Here is a 19404-nt window from a genome sequence, read left to right on the forward strand (position 1 = left end):
GCCCGTCCGCGCCCGAGGGCGCCGCGGCGGGCGGCTCGGCGCTGCCCGCGCTGCCGTCGGCCGCCCCAGCACTGCCCGGCGCCCCCGCTTCTCCCGGCGCTCCCGACGACCGGCCCGGGGGCGGCCCGCGCCCGGTCGGCTCCGGCCTCGGCGAGCTGGCCCCGCCGCGTCCCTTCGGCGCGCCCGGTGCCGTCGTGCCGGTCACTCCGGTGGCGCCGGTCACACCGGTGGCACCCGCCGCCGACGTCAGGCCGCGGGCCGCCCTGGAGCTGCCCGCCGCGCCCGCCCCGGACCCGGCGGCCCCCGGTGCCCCGCAGGCCGGCACGCCGATCGCCCTGCCGGGCGGCCGTACCGAGGCCGGCGAGCCCGGCTCGGTGCCCGCCCCGGCCCCCGACGGCGGTCCGCGCCGCCTGCTGGTCTGGCCCGAGCCCGACCCCGCCACCCGGCAGGCGCTCCAGGACCGCGGCTACCGCCCGGTGATCGTGCGCTCCCGCGAGGAGGTGGACGCGCAGGTCGCCGGCTTCCCCGCCGCGCTCTTCGTCGACCCGCTGACCGGACCGATCACCCGCACCGCCCTGCAGTCGCTGCGCACGGCGGCGCTGAACAGCCGGGTCCCGGTGGTGGTCACCGCCGGCCTCGGGCAGGCCACCCGGGACGCCGCGTACGGCGCCGACCCGGCCGTCCTGCTGCGCGCGCTCGCCCCGCGCGACGGCGAGAACCACGCCCCGCGCGTCCTGCTGGTCGAGGGCGACCCGGACATCGCCGCCGCGATGATCGGCAGCCTGGAACGGCGCGGCATGCACGTCGAGCACGCCGCGGACGAGGGCGACGCCGTCGCCCGGGCCAGCAGCGTGCAGCCCAACCTGGTGGTGATGGACCTGCTCCAGATCCGCCGCCGCCGGGTCGGCCTGCTGGACTGGCTGCGCGCCAACGACCGGCTGCACCGCACCCCGCTCGTCGTGTACACCTCGGTCGACCTCGACCCGCGCGAACTGCCCCGGCTGCGCACCGGCGAGACGGTGCTCTTCCTCGCGGAGCGCTCGACCAGCGACGACGTGCAGTCCCGGATCGTCGACCTGCTCGGGCGGATCGGCGCCATGGGCGAGGCGGGCGTCGCCGCGGCGGGCTGACCGCCGCACAGGCCGAGGGCCGGCCACCCCTTCCCGGGGCGGCCGGCCCTCGCCGTCCGGACGCTTCGCGCCGGACTACTCCTTGCCGAGCCGGGTGACGTCCAGCTTCTGCGCCGCGTAGTCGGCCCGGATCACCTTCTTGTCGAACTTGCCGACCGAGGTCTTCGGCACCGCCTCGACGATCGCCCAGCGCTCCGGCAGCTGCCAGGAGGCGATCCGCCCGGCCAGGAACGCCCGCAGCTCCGGCAGCCCGGCGGTGGCGCCCGGCCGCAGCACGACGGTGGCCAGCGGCCGCTCGCCCCACTTCTCGTCCGGGACGGCCACCACGGCGGCCTCGGCGACCTCCGGGTGGGCCATCAGGTGGTTCTCCAGGTCCACCGAGGAGATCCACTCGCCGCCGGACTTGATCACGTCCTTCGCCCGGTCGGTGAGGGTCAGGTAGCCGTCCGCGGTGATCGTGCCGACATCGCCGGTGCGCAGCCAGCCGTCCTCGGAGAACTTGTCGTCCGGGCGCTGCGGGTCCTGGCCGGCGCCCCCGTAGTACGCCCCCGCGATCCACGGGCCGCGCACCTCCAGTTCGCCCGCCGACTCCCCGTCGTGCGGCATCCGCTCGCCGCCCGGGCCGATCAGCCGGGCCTCGACGGAGGCCGGGAAGATGCCCTGGGTGACCCGGTACGGCCACGCCTCCTCGGGGGTCAGCCCGCCCGGCGGCTGGGCGAAGGAGCCGAGCGGCGAGGTCTCGGTCATGCCCCAGGCGTGGATGACGGGGATGCCGTGGCGCTCCTCGTAGGCCTTCATCAGCGACGGCGGGCAGGCCGAGCCGCCGATCACCACCATGCGCAGGCTGGAGGTGTCGTAGTCGCCGGCGTCCAGCTCGTCCAGCAGGCCGCTCCAGATGGTCGGCACGGCCGCGCTGACGGTGGGCCGCACGGCGGCGATCATCTCGGCCATCGGCTTGGGCTGGAGGAAACGATCCGGCATCAGCAGGTTCGCGCCGGACATGAAGGCGGCGTGCGGGATGCCCCAGGCGTTGACGTGGAACATCGGCACGACCGGCAGCGCGGTGTCGCGGGGGGTGAAGGCGAAGTTGTCGCCGGTGTTGACCTGGAGGCAGTGCAGGTAGACCGAGCGGTGGCTGTAGAGCACGCCCTTCGGGTCGCCGGTGGTGCCGGAGGTGTAACAGAGCACGGCGGCCTGGCGCTCGTCGATGTCGGACCGCCAGGGGTAGGCGGTCGGCCGGTCCGCGATCAGCTCCTCGTAGTCGTGCACGCCGCCCGCGAAGCCGGCCAGCACCGACCGGTCGCCGGGACCGCTGACCACGATGTGCCTGAGGGTCGGGGCCAGCTCGGGGAGGACCGCGGCCAGCAGCGGCAGGACGGTGCCGTTGACGATAATCACGCGGTCGGCGGCGTGGTTGACGATGAACGACAGCTGGTGCGCCGGGAGCCGCAGGTTGAGGGTGTGCAGCACCGCGCCCATCGCGGGCACCGCGAGGTAGGCCTCCAGGTGCTCGGCGTTGTTCCACATCAGGGTGGCGACCCGGTCGTCCCCCGTCACGCCGAGCTCGTCCCGCAGCGCCCACGCCAGCCGGGCGGCCCGTGCCCCGGTCTCGGCGTACGTCCGGACCACCGGGCCGGTGCCGTCCCAGGTGGTGACGGTCGAGCGGCCGTGGATGGTGGACCCGTGTTCCAGAATCCGGGCGACGGTGAGCGGTACGTCCTGCATCGTGCTGAACACGGGTCCTCCTCGACCTGGGCGGCACTGCGGCGGCTCCTGCCCCGCGCCCGGCCGAAACGTCGGCTACTGGGCGGTAATACGGCAGTAGGGCCCGATTCTGCCGCGCCGGGTCCCGGATGTCAGCCTTCCGGCCGCGTTGCGCCGATCACGACCCGGCCACGGTCCGGCCACGTTCTCCCCGGTCGGGCGGGGGCGGCCCGGACGCCCGGCCCGGCGGCCGGGATACTGGGGGGCATGGGCGACGAGGGCGGCGAACGGCGGGTGGGGCGGGGTCCGGCCGGGTTCCGGCTGCCGTGCCCGTGCTGTTCCGGCGGGGTGCGGACGCAGGCGCGGATGGGCCTGCGGGCGGGCCGCACCGGCACCGGGTACGTCTCGGAGACCTGCCGCTACTGCCAGGGCCGGGGCTGGCTGGGGCTCGCGCTGCGGGAGTGACCCGGGCCCGGACGGCCCGGGCGGGGCCGCCCGTCAGCCGGCCAGCGGGGCGTCGACCTGGTTGCGGTCGACGGTGAGCGCGGCCCCGCCGTAGGTCTCCTCGACGTTGCCGCGGTACTGGTGGACCCGCTGGTGCTCGGCCCAGAGCTCCGCGGTGAGCGGCCCGCCCCCGGCGGTGTCGGCGCGGTCGTCCCAGCGGGCGTACCAGAGGGCGTCGGGCAGCGGCGAGCTGCCGGCCCGCGCGGCCGCGGCGAGGTCGGCGACGCCGGAGTCGAGGCTGGAGTAGAAGCCGGAGCGGTAGCCGGCCGCGTGCAGCGCCTGGGTCCAGCCGACGGTGAAGTCGACGACGGCCTGGCCGCAGGCGGGGTCGCGCATCGGGTAGGCCTCGATGTCCAGGAAGACCGGGCTGCCCGGGCCGAGCCCGACCGCCCGCAGGCCCTCGACCGCCTCGGCCGCCTCCTGGCGGCCCTGCTGGGCGGCCCGCGCCGGGTCGATCCGCTTCGGTTTGCGCTTCAGGTCGCTGCACGGCGCCTGGAGGCCGACGTGGACGGGCAGGAACCGCCACCCCATCGCCCGGGCCTGCCGCACCCAGTCGGCGGTGAGCCTCGGCTGGGCGCAGCCGCGCTGGCCGCCGCTGGTGTAGATGCCGAGCGCCCCGTACGGCGAGGCGTCGCGCCAGGCCCGCAGGGTCTCCAGCGGGGGCGCGGTGCAGGCGTCGAAGGCCGCGCCGGCGTAGAGGTCGCGGGGCCGGACCGGCGGCGGGCCGAGCCGGTCGGGCAGGACCGCGGCGCGGATGCGGGGCACGACGGCGGCCGCCGGAGCGGCGTCGTCGGCGCTCGCGCCCGGGCCGCCGGCGGCCAGCAGGAGGACGAGTGAGGCGGCGGCGAGGGCCGCGGGGCGGAGATGGCGCACGCCGCCTTGATACTGACGGGCCGTCGGGCACCGGAGGCCGCCGCGCCGCACGCGCCGCCGGAGCTCACCCTTTCGGACGCACCCGTCCGCATCCGTCCCGATTCCGGTAACGAGCTTGCCGCCCAGTGGCTCCTTACGGCAAACTCACCGTTATGCCCACGTCCCATCCCAGCGAAACCTCCGCCCCGACGCCGGCCGCCGCCGTCGCCGAGGCGCTTGCCATGCCGCCCGCCCCCAAGGGCGAGCCCGCCGGCGAGCGGGGCGGCTGGCGACGAGACGGGGCGCCCGGCGGGGGACCGCCTCCGGACGCACGACCCGGCCGACCGACCGGCCGACGGTTCCAGAACCTCCTGCGGCGCCCGGAGCGGATCCCGGCGCCGCTTCTCTGTGTCGCGGCGATGTTCCTGGTGCAGACCGGGATCGCGTTCTCCAAGCCGCTCTTCGGACCGCTCGGGGTGAGCGGAACCACCTTCCTGCGGCTGGGCTTCGCGGCGGTCGTCCTGCTGGCCGTCACCCGGCCCCGGCTGCGCGGGCGCCGACCGCGCGACCTGGCCGCCGCCGCCCTGCTCGGCATGGCCTCGGCCGGGATGACGCTGCTGTTCGCCGGGGCGATCGACCGGCTGCCGATGGGCACCGCCGCCACCATCGAGTTCCTCGGCCCGCTCGCGGTGGCCCTGGTCTTCGCCCGCCGCGCCAGCCACCTGCTCTGGGCGCTGCTCGCGGCCGGCGGCGTGGCGCTGCTGACCCTGCTCGGCGAGGGCGGGGAGGGCGGCGGACTCGACCCGGTCGGCCTGCTGTACGCCTTCGGGGCGGCCGCCTGCTACGCCGCGTACATCCTGTTCACCGACAAGGTCGGGGCGGCGTTCCAGGGCTTCCAGGGGCTGGCCGTGTCGATGACGGTCGGCGCGCTGACGGTGGCGCCGTTCGGGCTCGGCCAGGCCTGGGACGGGCTGACCGCGCCCGGGGCCTCGCCGCTGATGCTGCTGCTCGCGGTGGCCGGGGTGTCGCTGCTGCTGCCGGTGATCCCGTACGCGCTGGAGATGACGGCGCTGCGGCGGATGCCGCAGCGGGTGTTCAGCGTGCTGGTCAGCCTGGAGCCGGCGGTCAGCGCGCTGGTCGGCCTGGTGGTGCTGGGCCAGCTGCTGGGCGCCGCGCAGCTGGCCGGCATCGGCTGCGTGGTGGCGGCGAGCGTCGGGGCGACGCTGACCGGGCGGCGCTGAGGCGGCGGCCGTGCCGTGAGCCGCGGGGGCGCGCATCGATCCGATGCGCGCCCCCGCGGCTGTTCGGCTCCGCGAGTCCGCGGCTCTACGGCTCTACGGCTCTACGGCCAGAGCAGGGTGCGCGACCACTCCGGGGTGCGGACCGGGCCGGTCCTGGTGTAGCGGAGCCGGACGTGGTGGCGCTCCGCGTCGCCCTGCCAGAACTCCACCTCGTTCGCCCAGAGCGTGTAGACGGCGTGCCCGGCGGCGACCGCGTCCGGGGTGGCCTCCAGCCGGCGGCGGGCCACCGCCACGGCCTCCTCGTACTCGGCCGGCGAGGCCAGCGGCTCGCTCTGCCTGCCGACCAGCGCACCGATCCGGGCGGCCGGGGAGCGGGTGGCGAACTCGGCCCCCGCCACCTGGTCGGCGGCCCGCTCGACGGTGCCGCGCACCCGTACCTGGCGGCCGAGCTGCGGCCAGTAGACGGTGAGCGCGGCGGCCGGGTGGTCGGCGAGCTGGCGGCCCTTGGGGCTGTCGGCGGCGGTCGAGAAGACCCAGCCGGTGCCGGCCGCGTCCACGTCGCGCAGCACCAGGACGCGGGCGTCCGGCATGCCGTCGGCGTCGACCGTGGAGAGGGTGAACACCTGGGGGTCCAGCACACCGGCGTACAGGGCGGTGGAGAGCCAGTCCACGAAGAGCGGACCGGGTTCGGCCGGGGCCGCCTCGGCGTCGAAGGTCGGCAACGGGCGGGCCATCGGCGGACGGCCGAGCATCAGCTCGGGCACGGACCGGGGTGCGGCCGCAGCCGGCTCCCCGCCGGACCCGGGGCCCGGTGCGGGCCTGGTCTCGCCGGGGCCGGTCAGGCCCTCCTCCTCCGCTGCCATCGCGCCCTTCCTTCCGGTTGCCGCGGCCGCAGCCCCGCGGCGGGCCGGGCGCCGGGGGCGGGCCTGGCGCGGGGTGCGCTGTCGGAGCGCAACCGTACCGCCGTGCGGTGACGGCTCCGGGCGCGGGCCCTGGACTGGACCACGTCCGGGCCCCGGACACGCCCGTGGGCGGCACCGCTGTGGGGTGCCGCCCACGGGACCCGGTGCGCGGTGACCCTTTCCGCTGCCCGGTCGAGCGCTGTGCGATCCCTTCCGACCGCCTGGTTTCCGACGGGTTGCCGATTCGCTCCACGGTCCGGTCCGGTCTTGCCCCGGTCGGCCGCCGACGGCGCCCCCGCCGTCGACGGCACCCGGTCGGCGCCGGTTCCCGGACGCTCAGGTGCTCGGTTGTTCAGGTGCTCGGTTGTTCAGGTGCCCCGGCTGCCCGGGCGCTCCGCTGGCCGGCCGCTCAGGCGAAGACCGGCGCGAGGACGATGTTGTAGTTCTTGTTGAACTGGCCGGCCTGGACGGTGCCCGCGTTGTCCTTCACCGCGAGGGTGTTGGCCTGGTTCGAGGCGCCGGCGCCGGTGGCCGTCTGCTGGGTGGAGGTGTGGTTGCCGTCGATCGAGCCGAAGACGTTGCCCGTGCCGACGTTCGACACCACGCCGCTGGTGGACCCGTCGTTGGCGAGCGCGCCGTTGTCGGCGGCGGCGGAGCCGGCACCGGCGACCAGCAGACCGGCCGCGAGCGGGCCCGCCAGCAGTAGGCCGGCCGCCCTGCGGGTTCGGATGCGAGCCATGAGAAGCCTCCAGGAAACGGTAGTCATGCCAGGTGTGCCATGCCAGGTGTGCGGGAGTTCGCCGGCCAGGCGAACACCCGCAGGCTGCGACGCCGGGAGACAGACTTCCGCAACAAATCGACAAAGCACCACCTCACGGCCGCATTTTCGCCCGTTAGCGTGATATCCGGCAGCCCGGCGCATAACTGCCGACGACGCCGAAAACGCGCCCCTCGCACCACCTTCCACCTGCGGCGCAGCCGGATCGGCCGGTCACCGTCCAGGCGCCCGGAACGGCGCGAAGAGAGTGCACGGACAACCCGGCGCACCACCATGGCGCAGGACGAAAGCGAACACGCCCCCTATCGGTGTGGTCGCATGACCGAGTCGACAAATTCAGGCCATCCTGCGATGGTCTGACAATCGTCAATGAATTGCGCCGAAACCGGGCCGGAGAGCGGCCGCCGCCGGATCAGACCGCCTTGCCGGGGTTGAGGATGCCCAGCGGGTCGAAGACCGCCTTCAGCTGCCGGTGCAGGTCCATCGCCACCGGCCCGAGCTCCCGCGCCAGCCACTCCCGTTTGAGCAGCCCCACCCCGTGCTCACCGGTGATCGTGCCGCCCAGCTCCAGCCCCAGCGCCATGATCTCGTCGAAGGAGCGCTTCGCCCGCGCCGACTGCTCGGCGTCCGCCGCGTCGAAGATGACGATCGGGTGGGTGTTGCCGTCCCCCGCGTGGCTCACCACCCCGATGGTCAGCCCGTGCCGCTCGGCGATCGCCGCGACGCCCTCCAGCATCTCGGCCAGCCGCGAGCGCGGCACCGCCACGTCGTCGATCATCGTGGTGCCCAGCCGGTCCAGCGCGGGCAGCGCCTGGCGGCGCGCCTCCAGCAGCAGCTCGGACTCGGCCTGGTCCTCGGCGGGCACCACCTCGGTCGCCCCCGCCGCCCGGCACAGCTCCCCGACCGCGGCCAGCTCGGCCGCCCGGTCCGGTCCGTCGAAGGCCACCAGCAGCAGCGCCTGGGTGGACTCCGGCAGCCCCATCCGCCCCAGGTCGTTGACCGCGCGCACGCTCACCGCGTCCATCAGCTCCATCAGCGACGGGGTGAAGCCGCGCGCCATCACCTCGCAGACCGCCGCGCCCGCCGCGGCCGCGCTCGGGAACTCCGCCGCCAGCGCCAGCTGCGGCGCGGGGGCCGGCCGCAGCGCCACCACCGCGCGGACCACCACGCCCAGCGTGCCCTCGGAGCCCACCAGCAGCCGGGTCAGGTCGTAGCCGGCCACCCCCTTGGCGGTCCGGCGGCCGGTGGACAGCAGCCGTCCGTCGGCCAGCACCACGTCGAGGCCGAGCACGTACTCGCTCGTCACGCCGTACTTGACGCAGCAGAGGCCGCCCGCGCCGGTGCCGATGTTGCCGCCGATCGTGCAGGACTCCCAGCTCGACGGGTCGGGCGGGTAGACGAGCCCCGAGGCGGCGGCGGCCCGGGACAGCTCGGCGTTCACCACGCCCGGCTCCACCACCGCGATCCGGTTCACCGGGTCGAGTTCCAGGATCCGGTTCATCCTCACCATCGACAGCACGATGCAGCCGTCGACGGCGTTGGCCGCGCCGGACAGCCCGGTCCGGGCGCCCTGCGGGACCACCGGCACGCGCAGCGCGGTGGCGGTCCGCAGGACGTGCTGCACCTGCTCGACCGTCTCCGGGAACACCACCACCGCGGGGGTGCCGGCCGGGCAGAAGTCCGCCATGTCGTACCGGTAGGCGGCCGTCACGTCCGGGTCCACCGCCAGCGCGCCGGGCGGCAGGCCCTCCGCCAGCCGGTCCGTCAGGTCACTCATCGCCGCCTCCGCTCACGCCGCCCGTCCTGCCGCACCGCGGGCGCCGTCCGTCTCCGTCCGTCCGCGCCCGGCTCTCGCACTCTGCCCGCCACCCGTCCGCCCGGCAAGTACGCCGCCCGGGCGCAGCACGGGCGAGGCCAGCGCGAACGCTCCGGCGGCACCGGTGGCCACCGCGCAGAGCGCCGTGGGCAGCCGGGGGCCGGCCGCGTCGGCGAGCAGGCCGAGCAGCCCGGTCGAGAGCACCAGCGCCGCGCTCTGCACCAGGGTCAGCAGCGCCTGCACCCGGGAGAGGTGGCCGTCCGGTGCGGCCCCCAGCACCAGCGGACCGATCCGGCAGGCGAACAGCCCGGAACCCGCGCCCGTCACCACCCCGCCGGCCACGGCCGTCCCCGGCCCCGGCGCCGCGGCCAGCAGCGCGATGCCCGCCGCCGCCGCGCAGAGCCCGAGCGCGGCCCCCGTGCCGCCGGCCCCGCGTGCTCCGCCGCCGCGCCGCGCGAGCAGGGCCGCCACCGCCAGCACACCCGCTCCCTGGCCGCCCGCCACCAGGCCGGCCGACCCCGCACCCCACCCCTCGACCCGTGCCAGCAGCGGCGCGAGGAGCGACACCACCGGCAGCAGGGCCCCGGCCGCCGCCCCGGTCAGCAGCAGCGCCGCCCGCAGCAGGCGGTCCCCCGCCGCCAGCCGGACCCCGGCGGCCGCCTCCGCCAACAGCCCGGGCGAGTGCTGCCCTCCGGACCGCTCCCGGCGCTGCCGCGGCACCGGCACCGGCACCGGCACCCGCAGCAGCACCAGCAGGACGACGGCGAAGCTCGCCGCGTCCACCAGAGCCACCGCGGGCAGCCCGCCCGCCGCGGCCAGCGCCCCGCCGAGCGGCGCCCCGAGCAGGGCGGCGAGCTGCCCGCCCGCCTGCCGCAGCGCCAGGGCGCGCGGCAGCTGCCCGGCACCCACCAGCAGCCGCGGCATCGACCCGCTCGCGGGCAGGTGGAACGCGTCCACCGCGCCGATCACCACCGCCGCGAGGAGCAGCAGCCGCAGCGGAGTGCCCCAGCCGCCGGCCACCGCCGCCAGGGCGAGGGTCGCGGCCAGCATCACCGCGTCCCCGGCGAGCATCACCCGGCGGGCACCCAGCCGGTCCGCCACCGCGCCGCCGACCAGTACCAGCGCGGTCCGTGCCACCGTGAGCGCGGTGAGCACCAGCCCGGCCGCGCCACCGCCGTGCGCGGCGGCGGCCCAGCCCAGGGCGAAGGCGAGAGCGGCATCGCCCACGGCCCCGAGCTGCGCCCCGGCGAGCCAGAGCAGGTAGGAGGCGGGCAGCGCCGCCCGGGCCGGACGGTCCGGGCCGGACGGCTGGTCCGGGCCGTCCGGGCGGGCGGCGCCGTCGGGCCCGAGGGCCCCGGTGGTCGTCGTCATGCCGGCCGACGCTAGGACCCTCGACCCGCTTCAGGGCAAGCGCCGGACGCCCGCCCGCCCGACTACCCCCGCACCACCGGCTCCTGCAGCTCCGTCACCCAGTCCGCCACCTCCTCCGGGCACTCCAGGTACACCTCACGGGCGTACCCGGTCGAGCGGTAGCCGCTCTCCTCGATGAACCGCGCCAGCGCCTGGACGGAGCCCAGCGACTCGTCCATCGAACCGCGGTGCACCACGGTCGCCGCCTCCTCGACGGCCGGCAGGTCCACCACCGCGAAGCCGTGCTCCCCGGCCGGGTCGACCGCGGTCGGGACCGGCACGGCCACCCGGATCAGCACCGAGCCGTCCCCGGTGTCCTCGTAGCGGGCGACGGACGGGCCGGCGTGCGCGATGCCGGCCGCCGCCAGCCGCCCGCAGAGCTCGTCGAACAGCGGGCCGATCACCGGTCCGATGTCCTGCGGCTCGTAGCTCGCCGCCACCCCCGTCAGCTCGGCCACCCGCACCGACGGCACCCGCTTCACCACGACATCCTGCGTGGACATGGTCCCCTCGCTCTCGATCGTCCGGAGCCTCGCCTCGACCCGGGCCAGCCGTTCCGCGTCCGCGGCCATCGCCGCGGCCAGCTCGGCCCGGCGCAGCCGCAGCATCCCGCGCAGCTCGGCCGTGTCCACCTCCTCGTCCAGGACGGCCCGCACCTGCTGCAGCGTGAAGCCGAGGTCCTTGAGGGCGATGAGCCGGTTGAGCCGGGCCAGTTGGGCCGCCCGGTAGCCGCGGTAGCCGCTGACCGGGTCCACCCGGGCGGGCCGGAGCAGTCCGATGGCGTCGTAGTGGCGCAGCATGCGGACCGACACCCGGCCGTGTTTGGCGAAGTCTCCGATGTTCAACATGGTCCCTCCAGTGCAGACCCTCACACGGTGTCACGGTCAAGCACCGGCTCCGCCGCCCGTCCCTCCGCTCCCGGCGGCCCGCTCAGTCCGTCACGTCGAACCCCCTGCGCCGCCCCAGCGCCTGGAGGCTGCGCTGGCCGGGGATGCCGTTGGCGTCCTCGCCGCTGTAGCCGAGGCTGCGCTGGAAGGCGGCGTACGCCTGCACGGTGCGCGTGCCGAGCGAGCCGTCCACCCAGCGCTGCTCCAGGAACCCCTCGTCCGCCAGGGCCTGTTCGACGATCCGCACCTCGCCGCCGTACGTCTGGTGGCCCTGCTCCGCCCCCGGGTCGGTGCGCGCCGCCGCGACCACGTGGGCGAGCGAGACCCGCTGCGGGGAGGGCAGCCGGCCCAGCAGCCGGCGGAGCGACCCCTCGCCCGGCACGCCGTCGGCGTCCGCCCCCGTGTACCCCAGACTCTGCTGGAAGTCCTGGTAGTTGAGGGTGTCGGCGTCCCGCCAGTCCTGGTCGGGGCCGGACTGGTAGTGCCGGCCGAAGCCCTGCCGGACGAGCGCCTCGCCCACCTCCTGGACCTGCGGCCCGTGCGCGCCGTAGCCGTACTCCAGCCCGTTGACGGTCACCCGGTAGCGGGCCGGTCCGGACCCGCCGCGCGGCGGGGGCAGCGGCGCGCCGCCGGACACCGCGACGATGCCGGGCATCACGACCTCGCGGAACTGCCGGGCCCGGACGTCCCCCGGGCAGGCCGTCCCGCCGTTCGACCACTCGGGGAACATCCGGTGCACGCCGAACCCGGGCGCGTCCCACTCCGCGCAGATCCGCAGCGGGATCCCGTGCCGCTGGTGCAGCCACACCCCGAGCGCCACCAGCGCGACGACCTGGGCGTCCGTCCACGGGTCGGTGCTCTGGTCGTCACTGGCCGTCTCCACGCTCACCGCACCGGTGCCGTCGGCCCTGCGGTTGGCGCGCATGTTGGCGTCGGCGCGGGTCTCGGTGCCGACGAACTGCCCCACGCCGCCGTCGTACCCGACCCCGAAGTGGGACTCCAGGTTGGTGGAGTCCCGCCAGTACTCGTACATCCGCCGCGGCGTCCACGGCGCCGCCACACTGTGGAAGATCACCTGCGTCGGCGTGATCGCCGGCTGCTCGTCCGACTCCGGTTCGAGCTCCATCTTCTCCGCACCGGGGTACCAGGCCATCCGTCTCTCCTTGCCGGGCCCAGGGCAGTTCGCCCCTTACGCCCTGAAAGACGGACCCCGACCCCCCGCAAGAGGACGCATCCACCCCAAACCCCCCGTTCAGGTGAAACCGGCCCCCGCCCCACCCTCCCCGCCACCCCCGAACACCTCCCGGAGACGCACGAAGGCGGGTGCCGAGACGATCTCGGCACCCGCCTTGAGCAGGTGGTTCTTCTCCTACCGGCGGAGAGCGTGGGATTCGAACCCACGGTACGGGGTCACCGCACGACAGTTTTCAAGACTGTTCCCTTAGGCCGCTCGGGCAGCTCTCCAGGCGGAGGTCAGCCTAACGGGTCCGGCGGGGTTCGGTGCACAGGGTTTCCGGGGCGGTCGGGGGGTCAGTCGCCGACCCGGGTGCCGAGGGTGACCTTGGTGGTGGCGGTCTGGCCGTTGCGGGTGTACTCGACGTCGACGGTCTCGCCGGGCTTGTGCGTCCAGATCTTGCTGACCAGGGCGGGGCCGTTCTCGATCGGGCTGCCGCCGAGCTTGGTGATGACGTCGCCGGGCTTGAGGCCGGCCTGGTCGGCGGCGCCGCCGGGGGTGACGGCCGGCTGGCCCTGGACGTCGCGGGTCGAGATCTGCGCGCCGTCGCCCTTGTACTCGTCGTTGCGCAGCACGTCGAGCTTGGCGTACACCGGCTTGCCGGTCTTGATCAGGGTGTCGGCGACCCACTTGGCCTGGTTGATCGGGATCGCGAAGCCGAGACCGATGGAGCCGGCCCGGCCGTTGCTGGAGGCGTTGGACTGGATCGCCGAGTTGATGCCGATCACGCCGCCGCCGGAGTCGAGCAGCGGGCCGCCGGAGTTGCCGGGGTTGATGGAGGCGTCGGTCTGCAGGGCGTTCATGTACGAGGCCTGCGCGCCGGTCTCGTCGCCGGAGGCCACCGGGCGGTCCTTGGCGCTGATGATGCCGGTGGTGACGGTGGACTCCAGGCCGTACGGGGCACCGATGGCGATGGTGGAGTCGCCGACGTTGACCTTGTCGGAGTCGGCCAGCGGAAGCGGCGTCAGCTTGTCCTTGGGCGGGTTGTCGAGCTTGATGACGGCGACGTCGTAGCCCTCGGCGCGGCCCAGCACGGAGGCGCCGTAGGAGGAGCCGTCGGCGAACTTGACGGTCAGCTTGCCGCCGCTGGAGGCGGGCGCGACCACGTGGTTGTTGGTGAGGATGTGGCCCTCGGTGTCGAAGACGAAGCCGGTGCCGGTGCCCGACTCGCCGTTGCCCTGGGCCTTGATGGTGACGACGCTGGGCAGCGCCTTCTGCGCGATGCCGGCGACCGAGCCCGGGGCGGGCTCGGTCTTCTGGGTGTTGTTGGCCTGGACCGTGGTGGAGCTGCGGTCGGCCTTGGCGCTCACCGAGCGGTCGTCGCGGTCCGCGACGACCACGCCGACCGCGCCGCCGGCCACGCCGGCCACCAGGGCGACGGCCGCGACCAGGGCGATCAGGCCGCCGCGCTTCTTGCGCGGGCCGCCGGGGACGGGGGCGCCGGGGTACTCACCCGGGTAGCCGATCGGGCCGCCGGGACCGCCGGGGGCCCCGGGCGCGCCGGGGGTGATGTCGTGGGCGCCCCAGCCGCCGAGCGGCTGGCCGGCGCCGAACGGGTGGTGGTGCTGGCCGGTCGCGCCCGGGCCCTGCGGGGCGCCCGGGGCGGCGTACGGGTCGTGCGCGGCGAGCGCCGGGGGGACCGGCGTGCCCGGGGCCGGGGTGGCGTACGGGTTGCCGCCGTACGGGGCGGCCGGCGGCGCGACCGGAGCCGCGGGCGCGGCGGGCGGCAGGACCGGCGGCGGGGCGTCGAGGTACCCGGACTCGGCGGCCGGGGCGGGCGGGGCGGCGGCCGGCTCCGGCGCGCCGACCTTGCTGAACGCCAGCGTGGGAGTGAACCCGCCGGAGCCCCCCTCGGCGGCCGGGGCCGGCTGGGAGGACCGGTCGGTCGCGGGCGTCGTTGCGGGGGCGGGGACGGCCGCAGACTGCTGCGCCGGACCGTCAGAAGCGGAACCCACCGCCCCCTGGCCGACGGAGGGCTGCTCCCCCTGCGGCCCGGTGGACCCAACCTCGCGCTCGGTGCTCACGGACGACCTCCATAGCTGACAGGACCAACAACCATAGTTTTTCGCACACCCGATTCGATTGCCGTAAGGACCCTTCTGAAGAACTCATAAGAATCCTTAGCCGGGCCCGACGGCCGCCGCAGCGCCGCGTCCGACCCGGCCCGCCTTGGCGTTCCCCCCGACGGCGACTAGCCTGTCGCTCCGAACTGACACGCGGGAGCTTGGACCCACCAGGCTGAGAGTGCGCCGGTCGACCGTACGCCACGGATCCCGTGGACGGCCGTCGAGGGGGCGCAGACCGCCGGAACCTGTCCGGGTAATGCCGGCGTAGGGAGAGATCGGCCATGCCGTCCGCTTCGTCATCCTCGTCCTCGGGCGCGCCCGCGTCCGCGCACGTCCCCCCGCAGCAGGACGCCGCGGGCACCGCCCCCGGTTCCCCCGGAGGGAGCACCGTGCACACCGCCACCGCCGTACTGGAGCCCGCGGCCCGCACCGAGGCGCCGCTGGTGCTGGACACCGAGCCGCCCCGCACCCTGGGCTTCCGCGACCACTTCGCGCTCTGGATGAACCTCGGCGTCTCGCTGATCGGCTTCACCACCGCGGCGACCGTGCTCGGCGCCAAGGGCAGCGAGCTGTCGCTGGCCGCCGCCGTGACCGCGATCGTGGCCGGCACCGCGGTCGGCACCGCGATGCTCGGCGTGGCCGCGCTGATCGGCGCCCGCACCGGCGCGCCCGCCATGGCGAACCTGCGCGGCCTGTTCGGCACCCGGCTGTCCTACGTGCCGACGGTGCTCAACATCGTCCAGTGCATCGGCTGGGGCGTCTACGAGCTGCTGACGATCGCGCTCGGCGCGCAGACCGTGGTCGGCACCGAGGGCTACCGCTGGGTCTTCGTGGTGCTGGCCGGCGCGGTGACCACCGCGCTGACCATCTGGCCGCTCGGCGCGATCGCGGTGCTGCGGCGCTTCGTCGCGGTCGCGGTGGCGGTGGCGATGGTGTACTTCACCGTCCAGCTCGGCCGGCACGGCGTCCCGGACCCGGGCGCGGGCAACTGGCACGGCTTCCTGCCGGCGACGGACGCGATGATCGCGGTGTCGATCTCCTTCGTCCCGCTCGCCGCCGACTACACCCGGCACTCGCGCACCCCGCGCGCGGCGTTCTGGGGCAGCTTCTCCGGCTACACGGTGGCGCAGGTCTGGTGCTACGTGCTCGGGCTGATGGCGCTGCTCCAGGCGGACGGCGACCCCGCCCGGATCTTCGACTCCTTCCTGGGCGTCTGGGCCGGCTGGCTGTTCCTGCTGGTGCTGGTGCTGCGCGAGACCGACCAGTCCTTCGCGAACGTGTACTCGACCGCGATGTCGATCCACAACCTGCTGCCCCGGGTCGACCGCCGGGTGCTGACCGGCGGCACCGGTGTGCTGATCACCGTGCTCGCGCTGCAGATCACCGAGTTCACCGACTCCTACTACGCCTTCCTGGGGCTGATCGGCTCGGTCTTCGTGCCGATGTTCGCGGTGCTGGCGGTCGACTACTTCCTCGGCGCCGGGCGGCGCGGCTGGGACCTCTCCGCCGACGCGCCGTCCCGCTGGCTGATGCTGCTGCCGTGGGCGCTGGGCTTCGCCGCCTACCAGCTGATCGCGCCGACCGCGGTGGCCGGCTGGTGGACGGACCTCTGGACCTCCGCGCAGGAGGCGCTGCACTTCACCCCGCAGGAGTGGACCTCGGCCTCGCTGTTCGGCTTCCTGGTGCCGGCGCTGGCCACCTGGGCGCTCACCCCGCTCACCCGGGGCCGGGGTACCGAGGCGCGCTGACCCGCCCCGGCGCCCCGGGCGCGGATGCGAGACGGCCCCGCGGGTTGGGGCGGTCGTCGCCTCCGCGTCATGTACGCGGCCTATCGTGTAGGGCGTGACCAGCCCTGATGTCTCGCCCGCGACGGCCCGCACCGCCCGGCCCGTCCAGGTGATCGCCCACCGCGGTTCCTCGTTCGCCCTGCCCGAGCACACCCTCGCCGCCTACCGCCGGGCGCTCACCGAGGGCGCGGACGCCCTGGAGTGCGACGTGCGGGTGACCGCCGACGGGCAGCTGGTCTGCGTGCACGACCGGCGGATCGGCCGGGTCTCGGACGGCCGGGGCACGGTGTCCGCGATGACCCTGGCGGAGCTGGAGGCGCACGACTTCGGCGCCTGGAAGACCGGCCGGCCGAGCGAGGACCCGGAGCTGCGCGGGGTGCTGCGGCTGGAGAGCCTGCTGGAGCTGGTGGTGGACTGCGGGCGCCCGGTGGACCTCGCGATCGAGACCAAGCACCCGGTGCGGTTCCGCGGCCGGGTGGAGTCCGAGCTGCTGCGGATGCTGGACCGGTTCGGGATCGGCGGCGGGGCGAACGCCGGCACCAAGGCGGGCACGGGCGGCGGCGCGGACGGCCGGGGCCACGGCGTCAACGCCCGGATCATGAGCTTCTCCTCCCTCGCGCTCGCCCGGGTCGCGGCGGCCGCGCCGCAGTACCAGCGGGTCTTCCTGTTCGAGCGCGGCCTGGTGCTGCGCGGGCGGCTGCGCCCGGGTGCGCCGCTGCCGGGCGGGGCCCGGATCGCCGGTCCCGGCATCGAGCTGGTGCGGGCCCGGCCGGGGCTGGTGACCAGGCTGCGCGAGCTGGGCCACCAGGTGCACGTGTGGACCGTCGACGAGCCGGCCGACGTCGAGCTCTGCGTGGAGCTCGGGGTGTCGGCGATCATCACCAACCGCCCGGCGGAGGTCCTGGCCCAGCTCGGCCGCTGACCCCGGCAGCGAAGGCCGACCCCGGCGGCCGGGGCGGACGGTAATCCCGTGAAGCGTGGTACTGCTGTGGTGAACCGTTCAACCACCATCGGCCGTTGACCGTCTTGGTAGGGACTCAAACCTTTCGGCAACGATTTCTGCCGCTATTCATACAGTTTCACGACACAGGGTGAGCATCGAATCACCTCTCGCGCACCGACGGTGGACCGCCGTCAAATGTCCGCGCGGGATCGCCGCACGGTCGTTTCCGACGTATTGCCAAGGGGCATCCATCCCTCGGCATACGCTGAAGGAGGTCCGGGGGTGGCGTTGATGGTGGCGCGTGAAGTGCCGACTTCATCGACCATGGCGGTGCCGCACGGCCCAGCGAGTGTCGGGGTCGCGCGGCGCCGACTGCGTCGAGATCTGGGAGACCGCGAGATACCGGAACCGGTCATTGATGATGCTGTTCTGATCCTTTCCGAACTTTTGAGCAACGCTTGTCGCTACGCCCGTCCGCTCGGCCCCCTGCCCGCACTCGGCCGGGGCGCCCGCGCCGGGGCCGTCGAGCCGCTGCTGGTCGGCGGACCGTCGCGGAGCGGCGGGCCGGGCACACCGGCCGCCGGGCCGGGCGAGGCCGCCGAGGACCCCGGCGGCGTCCTGGTCCGCTGGCAGATGCACGCCGACGGGGTGCTCACCCTGGAGGTCACCGACGGCGGGGCGCAGACCAGGCCGTCGCCGTCCAGCCCCTCGCTGACCTCGCACGGCGGCCGCGGGCTGAGCATCGTGGACCAGCTGGCCAGCGACTGGGGCGTGCGCGACGCCCCCGGCGAGGTGACCGTCTGGGCGGCCCTGCCGGCCCGGGCCCGGCACGCCCGCCGGACCGGCGGCGGGCACCACACCGGCGGGCACCACAGCAGCGGCCACCACGGCGGCTGAACGGCCGGCCGCCGCGTCGGCCACCGGGTCGGCCACCGGGCCGGCCGAACGGCGGGCAGGAGCCCCGCAGCGCCCGGGCAGCGGGCACCGCGGGCCCGCCCGCGCCCCGGCGCACGCCCACCCGCCCGGGGAACGTCAGTAGGCTGCCGGGAGCACAACACCACCGTTCCCGGGAGAGCCGCACCATGGGCAAGAAGGCCGCCAAGAAGGCGCCGCAGCGCAGCCAGTCCACCCCCGCCGTCACGGGCGAGATCCCCGTGGTCGGGGCCCGCGAGAACTGCCCCTGCGGCTCGGGCCGCCGTTACAAGGCCTGTCACGGCCGGGAGGCCTCGCACGCCGTCCAGGAGCTGGTGCACCGCCCGTTCGAGGGCCTGGCGGGCGAGGCCGACTGGGTGGCGCTGCGCGAGCTGGTGCCCGCCGCCACCGTGCCGCTGACGCTGGCCCCCGGGGTGGCCGCGACGGCCGCCGGCGAGGTGCCGTCGGTCACCCTGGCCACCGTGCTGCCGCTGGCCTGGCCCGCGCTGCGCCGCCAGGACGGCTCGATCCTGCTGGGCCTGCAGACCCAGTCGTCCTCCGGCGACCTGAGCCGCGACCTCGCGGACGCCCTGGAGCTGGCCCTGGCCACCGAGCCGGGCACCCCGGTGCCGGCCCGCCGGACCGTGCCGGGCGGCCGCCGCCTGCAGGACCTGCTGGACGCCTCCGCCGCCTTCGAGCCGGCCGTGCACACCGGCTTCGAGTTCTGGCTGGAGGACGCCGAGACCGCGACCGGCGAGGTGGCCGCCTCGCTGGAGCGCGCCAACGCCTCGGCGATCCCCACCGAGAAGCTCACCGGCGTGGACGCCGCCTACTGGTGCGGCACCCCGGACAAGAACCACCTGCGCTGGGTGATGACGGTGCCGGAGGAGCAGCTGCTGGACGCGCTGGCCCGGCTGACCGCCGCCGAGCAGTCCGCGCTCGGCCCGGACACCCGCCTGGTCGGCTCGTTCCGGGCGCACGGCCTGACCGTGCCGGTCTGGGACCTGCCGCTCGGGATGACCGCGGCCGACTGCGAGAAGCCGGCCGCGGAGTTCGCCGAGCGGCTCGCCGCGACGCTCGCCGACCCGGCCCCGCTGACCGCCGACGAGCGGCGGTCCCGCGCGAACCTGGTGAACCGTCAGGTCACCCTGAACTAAAGGCGGGACGGAACACCGGGGCCACGCCCGGCGGATCGGCGTGATACGCGTCACATTGGCGCCCGCAACCCGCAATTTCCG

General features: G+C 75.5%; 16 protein-coding genes, 1 tRNA gene and 1 riboswitch. Of the genes, 7 read left to right on the forward strand and 10 right to left on the reverse strand.

From position 1 onward, the window contains the following. The coding region (locus tag ACFVFS_RS34215) for a PleD family two-component system response regulator (RefSeq protein WP_380628778.1) at positions 1–1130 on the forward strand (1130 nt) is incomplete at its 5' end. A 75-nt stretch (positions 1131–1205) separates the two neighbouring features. Here the strand turns inward: ACFVFS_RS34215 and ACFVFS_RS34220 are convergent. Next, on the reverse strand, positions 1206–2867 hold the full coding sequence (locus ACFVFS_RS34220) for a long-chain fatty acid--CoA ligase (protein ID WP_380628779.1): 1662 nt from the start codon (positions 2865–2867) through the stop codon (positions 1206–1208). A 234-nt stretch (positions 2868–3101) separates the two neighbouring features. Here ACFVFS_RS34220 and ACFVFS_RS34225 point away from each other — a divergent pair, with 234 nt between their 5' ends. After that, complete coding sequence (locus tag ACFVFS_RS34225) at positions 3102–3299, forward strand: hypothetical protein (RefSeq protein WP_380628780.1); 198 nt, start codon at positions 3102–3104, stop codon at positions 3297–3299. A 33-nt stretch (positions 3300–3332) separates the two neighbouring features. Here the strand turns inward: ACFVFS_RS34225 and ACFVFS_RS34230 are convergent, their stop codons facing one another. Then, positions 3333–4211: a DUF1906 domain-containing protein gene (locus ACFVFS_RS34230; RefSeq protein ID WP_380628781.1), complete on the reverse strand. Its 879-nt coding sequence runs from the start codon at positions 4209–4211 to the stop codon at positions 3333–3335. 152 nt (positions 4212–4363) lie between these two features. Here ACFVFS_RS34230 and ACFVFS_RS34235 point away from each other — a divergent pair, with 152 nt between their 5' ends. Beyond that, a complete protein-coding gene (locus ACFVFS_RS34235; RefSeq protein WP_380628782.1) occupies positions 4364–5431 on the forward strand; it encodes a DMT family transporter in 1068 nt (355 codons plus the stop codon). A 101-nt stretch (positions 5432–5532) separates the two neighbouring features. Here the strand turns inward: ACFVFS_RS34235 and ACFVFS_RS34240 are convergent, their stop codons facing one another. The 8 genes from ACFVFS_RS34240 to ACFVFS_RS34275 all read right to left on the reverse strand — a co-directional run bounded on the left by ACFVFS_RS34240 (position 5533) and on the right by ACFVFS_RS34275 (position 14482). Further along, positions 5533–6294, reverse strand: coding sequence for a pyridoxal 5'-phosphate synthase (locus ACFVFS_RS34240; protein WP_380628783.1), 762 nt, complete (start codon positions 6292–6294; stop codon positions 5533–5535). A 448-nt stretch (positions 6295–6742) separates the two neighbouring features. Continuing rightward, positions 6743–7072 carry a hypothetical protein gene (locus ACFVFS_RS34245; protein ID WP_380628784.1) on the reverse strand — a complete coding sequence of 110 codons (330 nt, stop codon included), beginning with the start codon at positions 7070–7072 and terminating at the stop codon, positions 6743–6745. 451 nt (positions 7073–7523) lie between these two features. Beyond that, positions 7524–8888 carry an FAD-binding oxidoreductase gene (locus tag ACFVFS_RS34250; RefSeq protein WP_380628785.1) on the reverse strand — a complete coding sequence of 455 codons (1365 nt, stop codon included), beginning with the start codon at positions 8886–8888 and terminating at the stop codon, positions 7524–7526. 12 nt (positions 8889–8900) lie between these two features. Further along, positions 8901–10298, reverse strand: a complete 1398-nt coding sequence (locus ACFVFS_RS34255) for an MFS transporter (protein WP_380628786.1) — start codon at positions 10296–10298, stop codon at positions 8901–8903. 62 nt (positions 10299–10360) lie between these two features. Then, positions 10361–11185 carry a MerR family transcriptional regulator gene (locus ACFVFS_RS34260; RefSeq protein WP_380628787.1) on the reverse strand — a complete coding sequence of 275 codons (825 nt, stop codon included), beginning with the start codon at positions 11183–11185 and terminating at the stop codon, positions 10361–10363. 82 nt (positions 11186–11267) lie between these two features. Then, on the reverse strand, positions 11268–12377 hold the full coding sequence (locus ACFVFS_RS34265; protein ID WP_380628788.1) for a peptidoglycan-binding protein: 1110 nt from the start codon (positions 12375–12377) through the stop codon (positions 11268–11270). 223 nt (positions 12378–12600) lie between these two features. Next, positions 12601–12688: transfer RNA gene (locus ACFVFS_RS34270), tRNA-Ser, on the reverse strand. Positions 12689–12754: 66 nt separating this feature from the next. Further along, positions 12755–14482 (reverse strand): trypsin-like peptidase domain-containing protein, encoded by a 1728-nt coding sequence (locus tag ACFVFS_RS34275; protein WP_380628789.1) that lies wholly within the window; start codon positions 14480–14482, stop codon positions 12755–12757. 182 nt (positions 14483–14664) lie between these two features. After that, positions 14665–14812: riboswitch (TPP riboswitch) on the forward strand. A 101-nt stretch (positions 14813–14913) separates the two neighbouring features. Here ACFVFS_RS34275 and ACFVFS_RS34280 point away from each other — a divergent pair. The 4 genes from ACFVFS_RS34280 to ACFVFS_RS34295 all read left to right on the forward strand — a co-directional run bounded on the left by ACFVFS_RS34280 (position 14914) and on the right by ACFVFS_RS34295 (position 19323). Next, positions 14914–16272, forward strand: a complete 1359-nt coding sequence (locus tag ACFVFS_RS34280) for a purine-cytosine permease family protein (RefSeq protein ID WP_380628790.1) — start codon at positions 14914–14916, stop codon at positions 16270–16272. A gap of 94 nt (positions 16273–16366) precedes the next feature. After that, positions 16367–17233: a glycerophosphodiester phosphodiesterase family protein gene (locus tag ACFVFS_RS34285; protein WP_380628791.1), complete on the forward strand. Its 867-nt coding sequence runs from the start codon at positions 16367–16369 to the stop codon at positions 17231–17233. Between the two features lie 468 nt (positions 17234–17701). Further along, positions 17702–18151, forward strand: a complete 450-nt coding sequence (locus tag ACFVFS_RS34290; RefSeq protein WP_380628792.1) for a hypothetical protein — start codon at positions 17702–17704, stop codon at positions 18149–18151. Positions 18152–18336: 185 nt separating this feature from the next. Beyond that, positions 18337–19323 carry a DUF5926 family protein gene (locus ACFVFS_RS34295; protein ID WP_380628793.1) on the forward strand — a complete coding sequence of 329 codons (987 nt, stop codon included), beginning with the start codon at positions 18337–18339 and terminating at the stop codon, positions 19321–19323. Positions 19324–19404 lie beyond the last annotated feature (81 nt).

Source organism: Kitasatospora sp. NPDC057692, from assembly GCF_042799475.1.
In the GTDB taxonomy this organism is placed as follows: domain Bacteria; phylum Actinomycetota; class Actinomycetes; order Streptomycetales; family Streptomycetaceae; genus Kitasatospora.

Excerpts from the sequence above, each read along its gene's own strand:
- ACFVFS_RS34245 (WP_380628784.1), bottom strand. The coding sequence starts at position 7,072 with ATGGCTCGCATCCGAACCCGCAGGGCGGCCGGCCTACTGCTGGCGGGC.
- ACFVFS_RS34250 (WP_380628785.1), bottom strand. The coding sequence starts at position 8,888 with ATGAGTGACCTGACGGACCGGCTGGCGGAGGGCCTGCCGCCCGGCGCG.
- ACFVFS_RS34260 (WP_380628787.1), bottom strand. The coding sequence starts at position 11,185 with ATGTTGAACATCGGAGACTTCGCCAAACACGGCCGGGTGTCGGTCCGC.
- ACFVFS_RS34295 (WP_380628793.1), top strand. The coding sequence starts at position 18,337 with ATGGGCAAGAAGGCCGCCAAGAAGGCGCCGCAGCGCAGCCAGTCCACC.
- ACFVFS_RS34255 (WP_380628786.1), bottom strand. The coding sequence starts at position 10,298 with ATGACGACGACCACCGGGGCCCTCGGGCCCGACGGCGCCGCCCGCCCG.
- ACFVFS_RS34240 (WP_380628783.1), bottom strand. The coding sequence starts at position 6,294 with ATGGCAGCGGAGGAGGAGGGCCTGACCGGCCCCGGCGAGACCAGGCCC.
- ACFVFS_RS34265 (WP_380628788.1), bottom strand. The coding sequence starts at position 12,377 with ATGGCCTGGTACCCCGGTGCGGAGAAGATGGAGCTCGAACCGGAGTCG.
- ACFVFS_RS34225 (WP_380628780.1), top strand. The coding sequence starts at position 3,102 with ATGGGCGACGAGGGCGGCGAACGGCGGGTGGGGCGGGGTCCGGCCGGG.
- ACFVFS_RS34235 (WP_380628782.1), top strand. The coding sequence starts at position 4,364 with ATGCCCACGTCCCATCCCAGCGAAACCTCCGCCCCGACGCCGGCCGCC.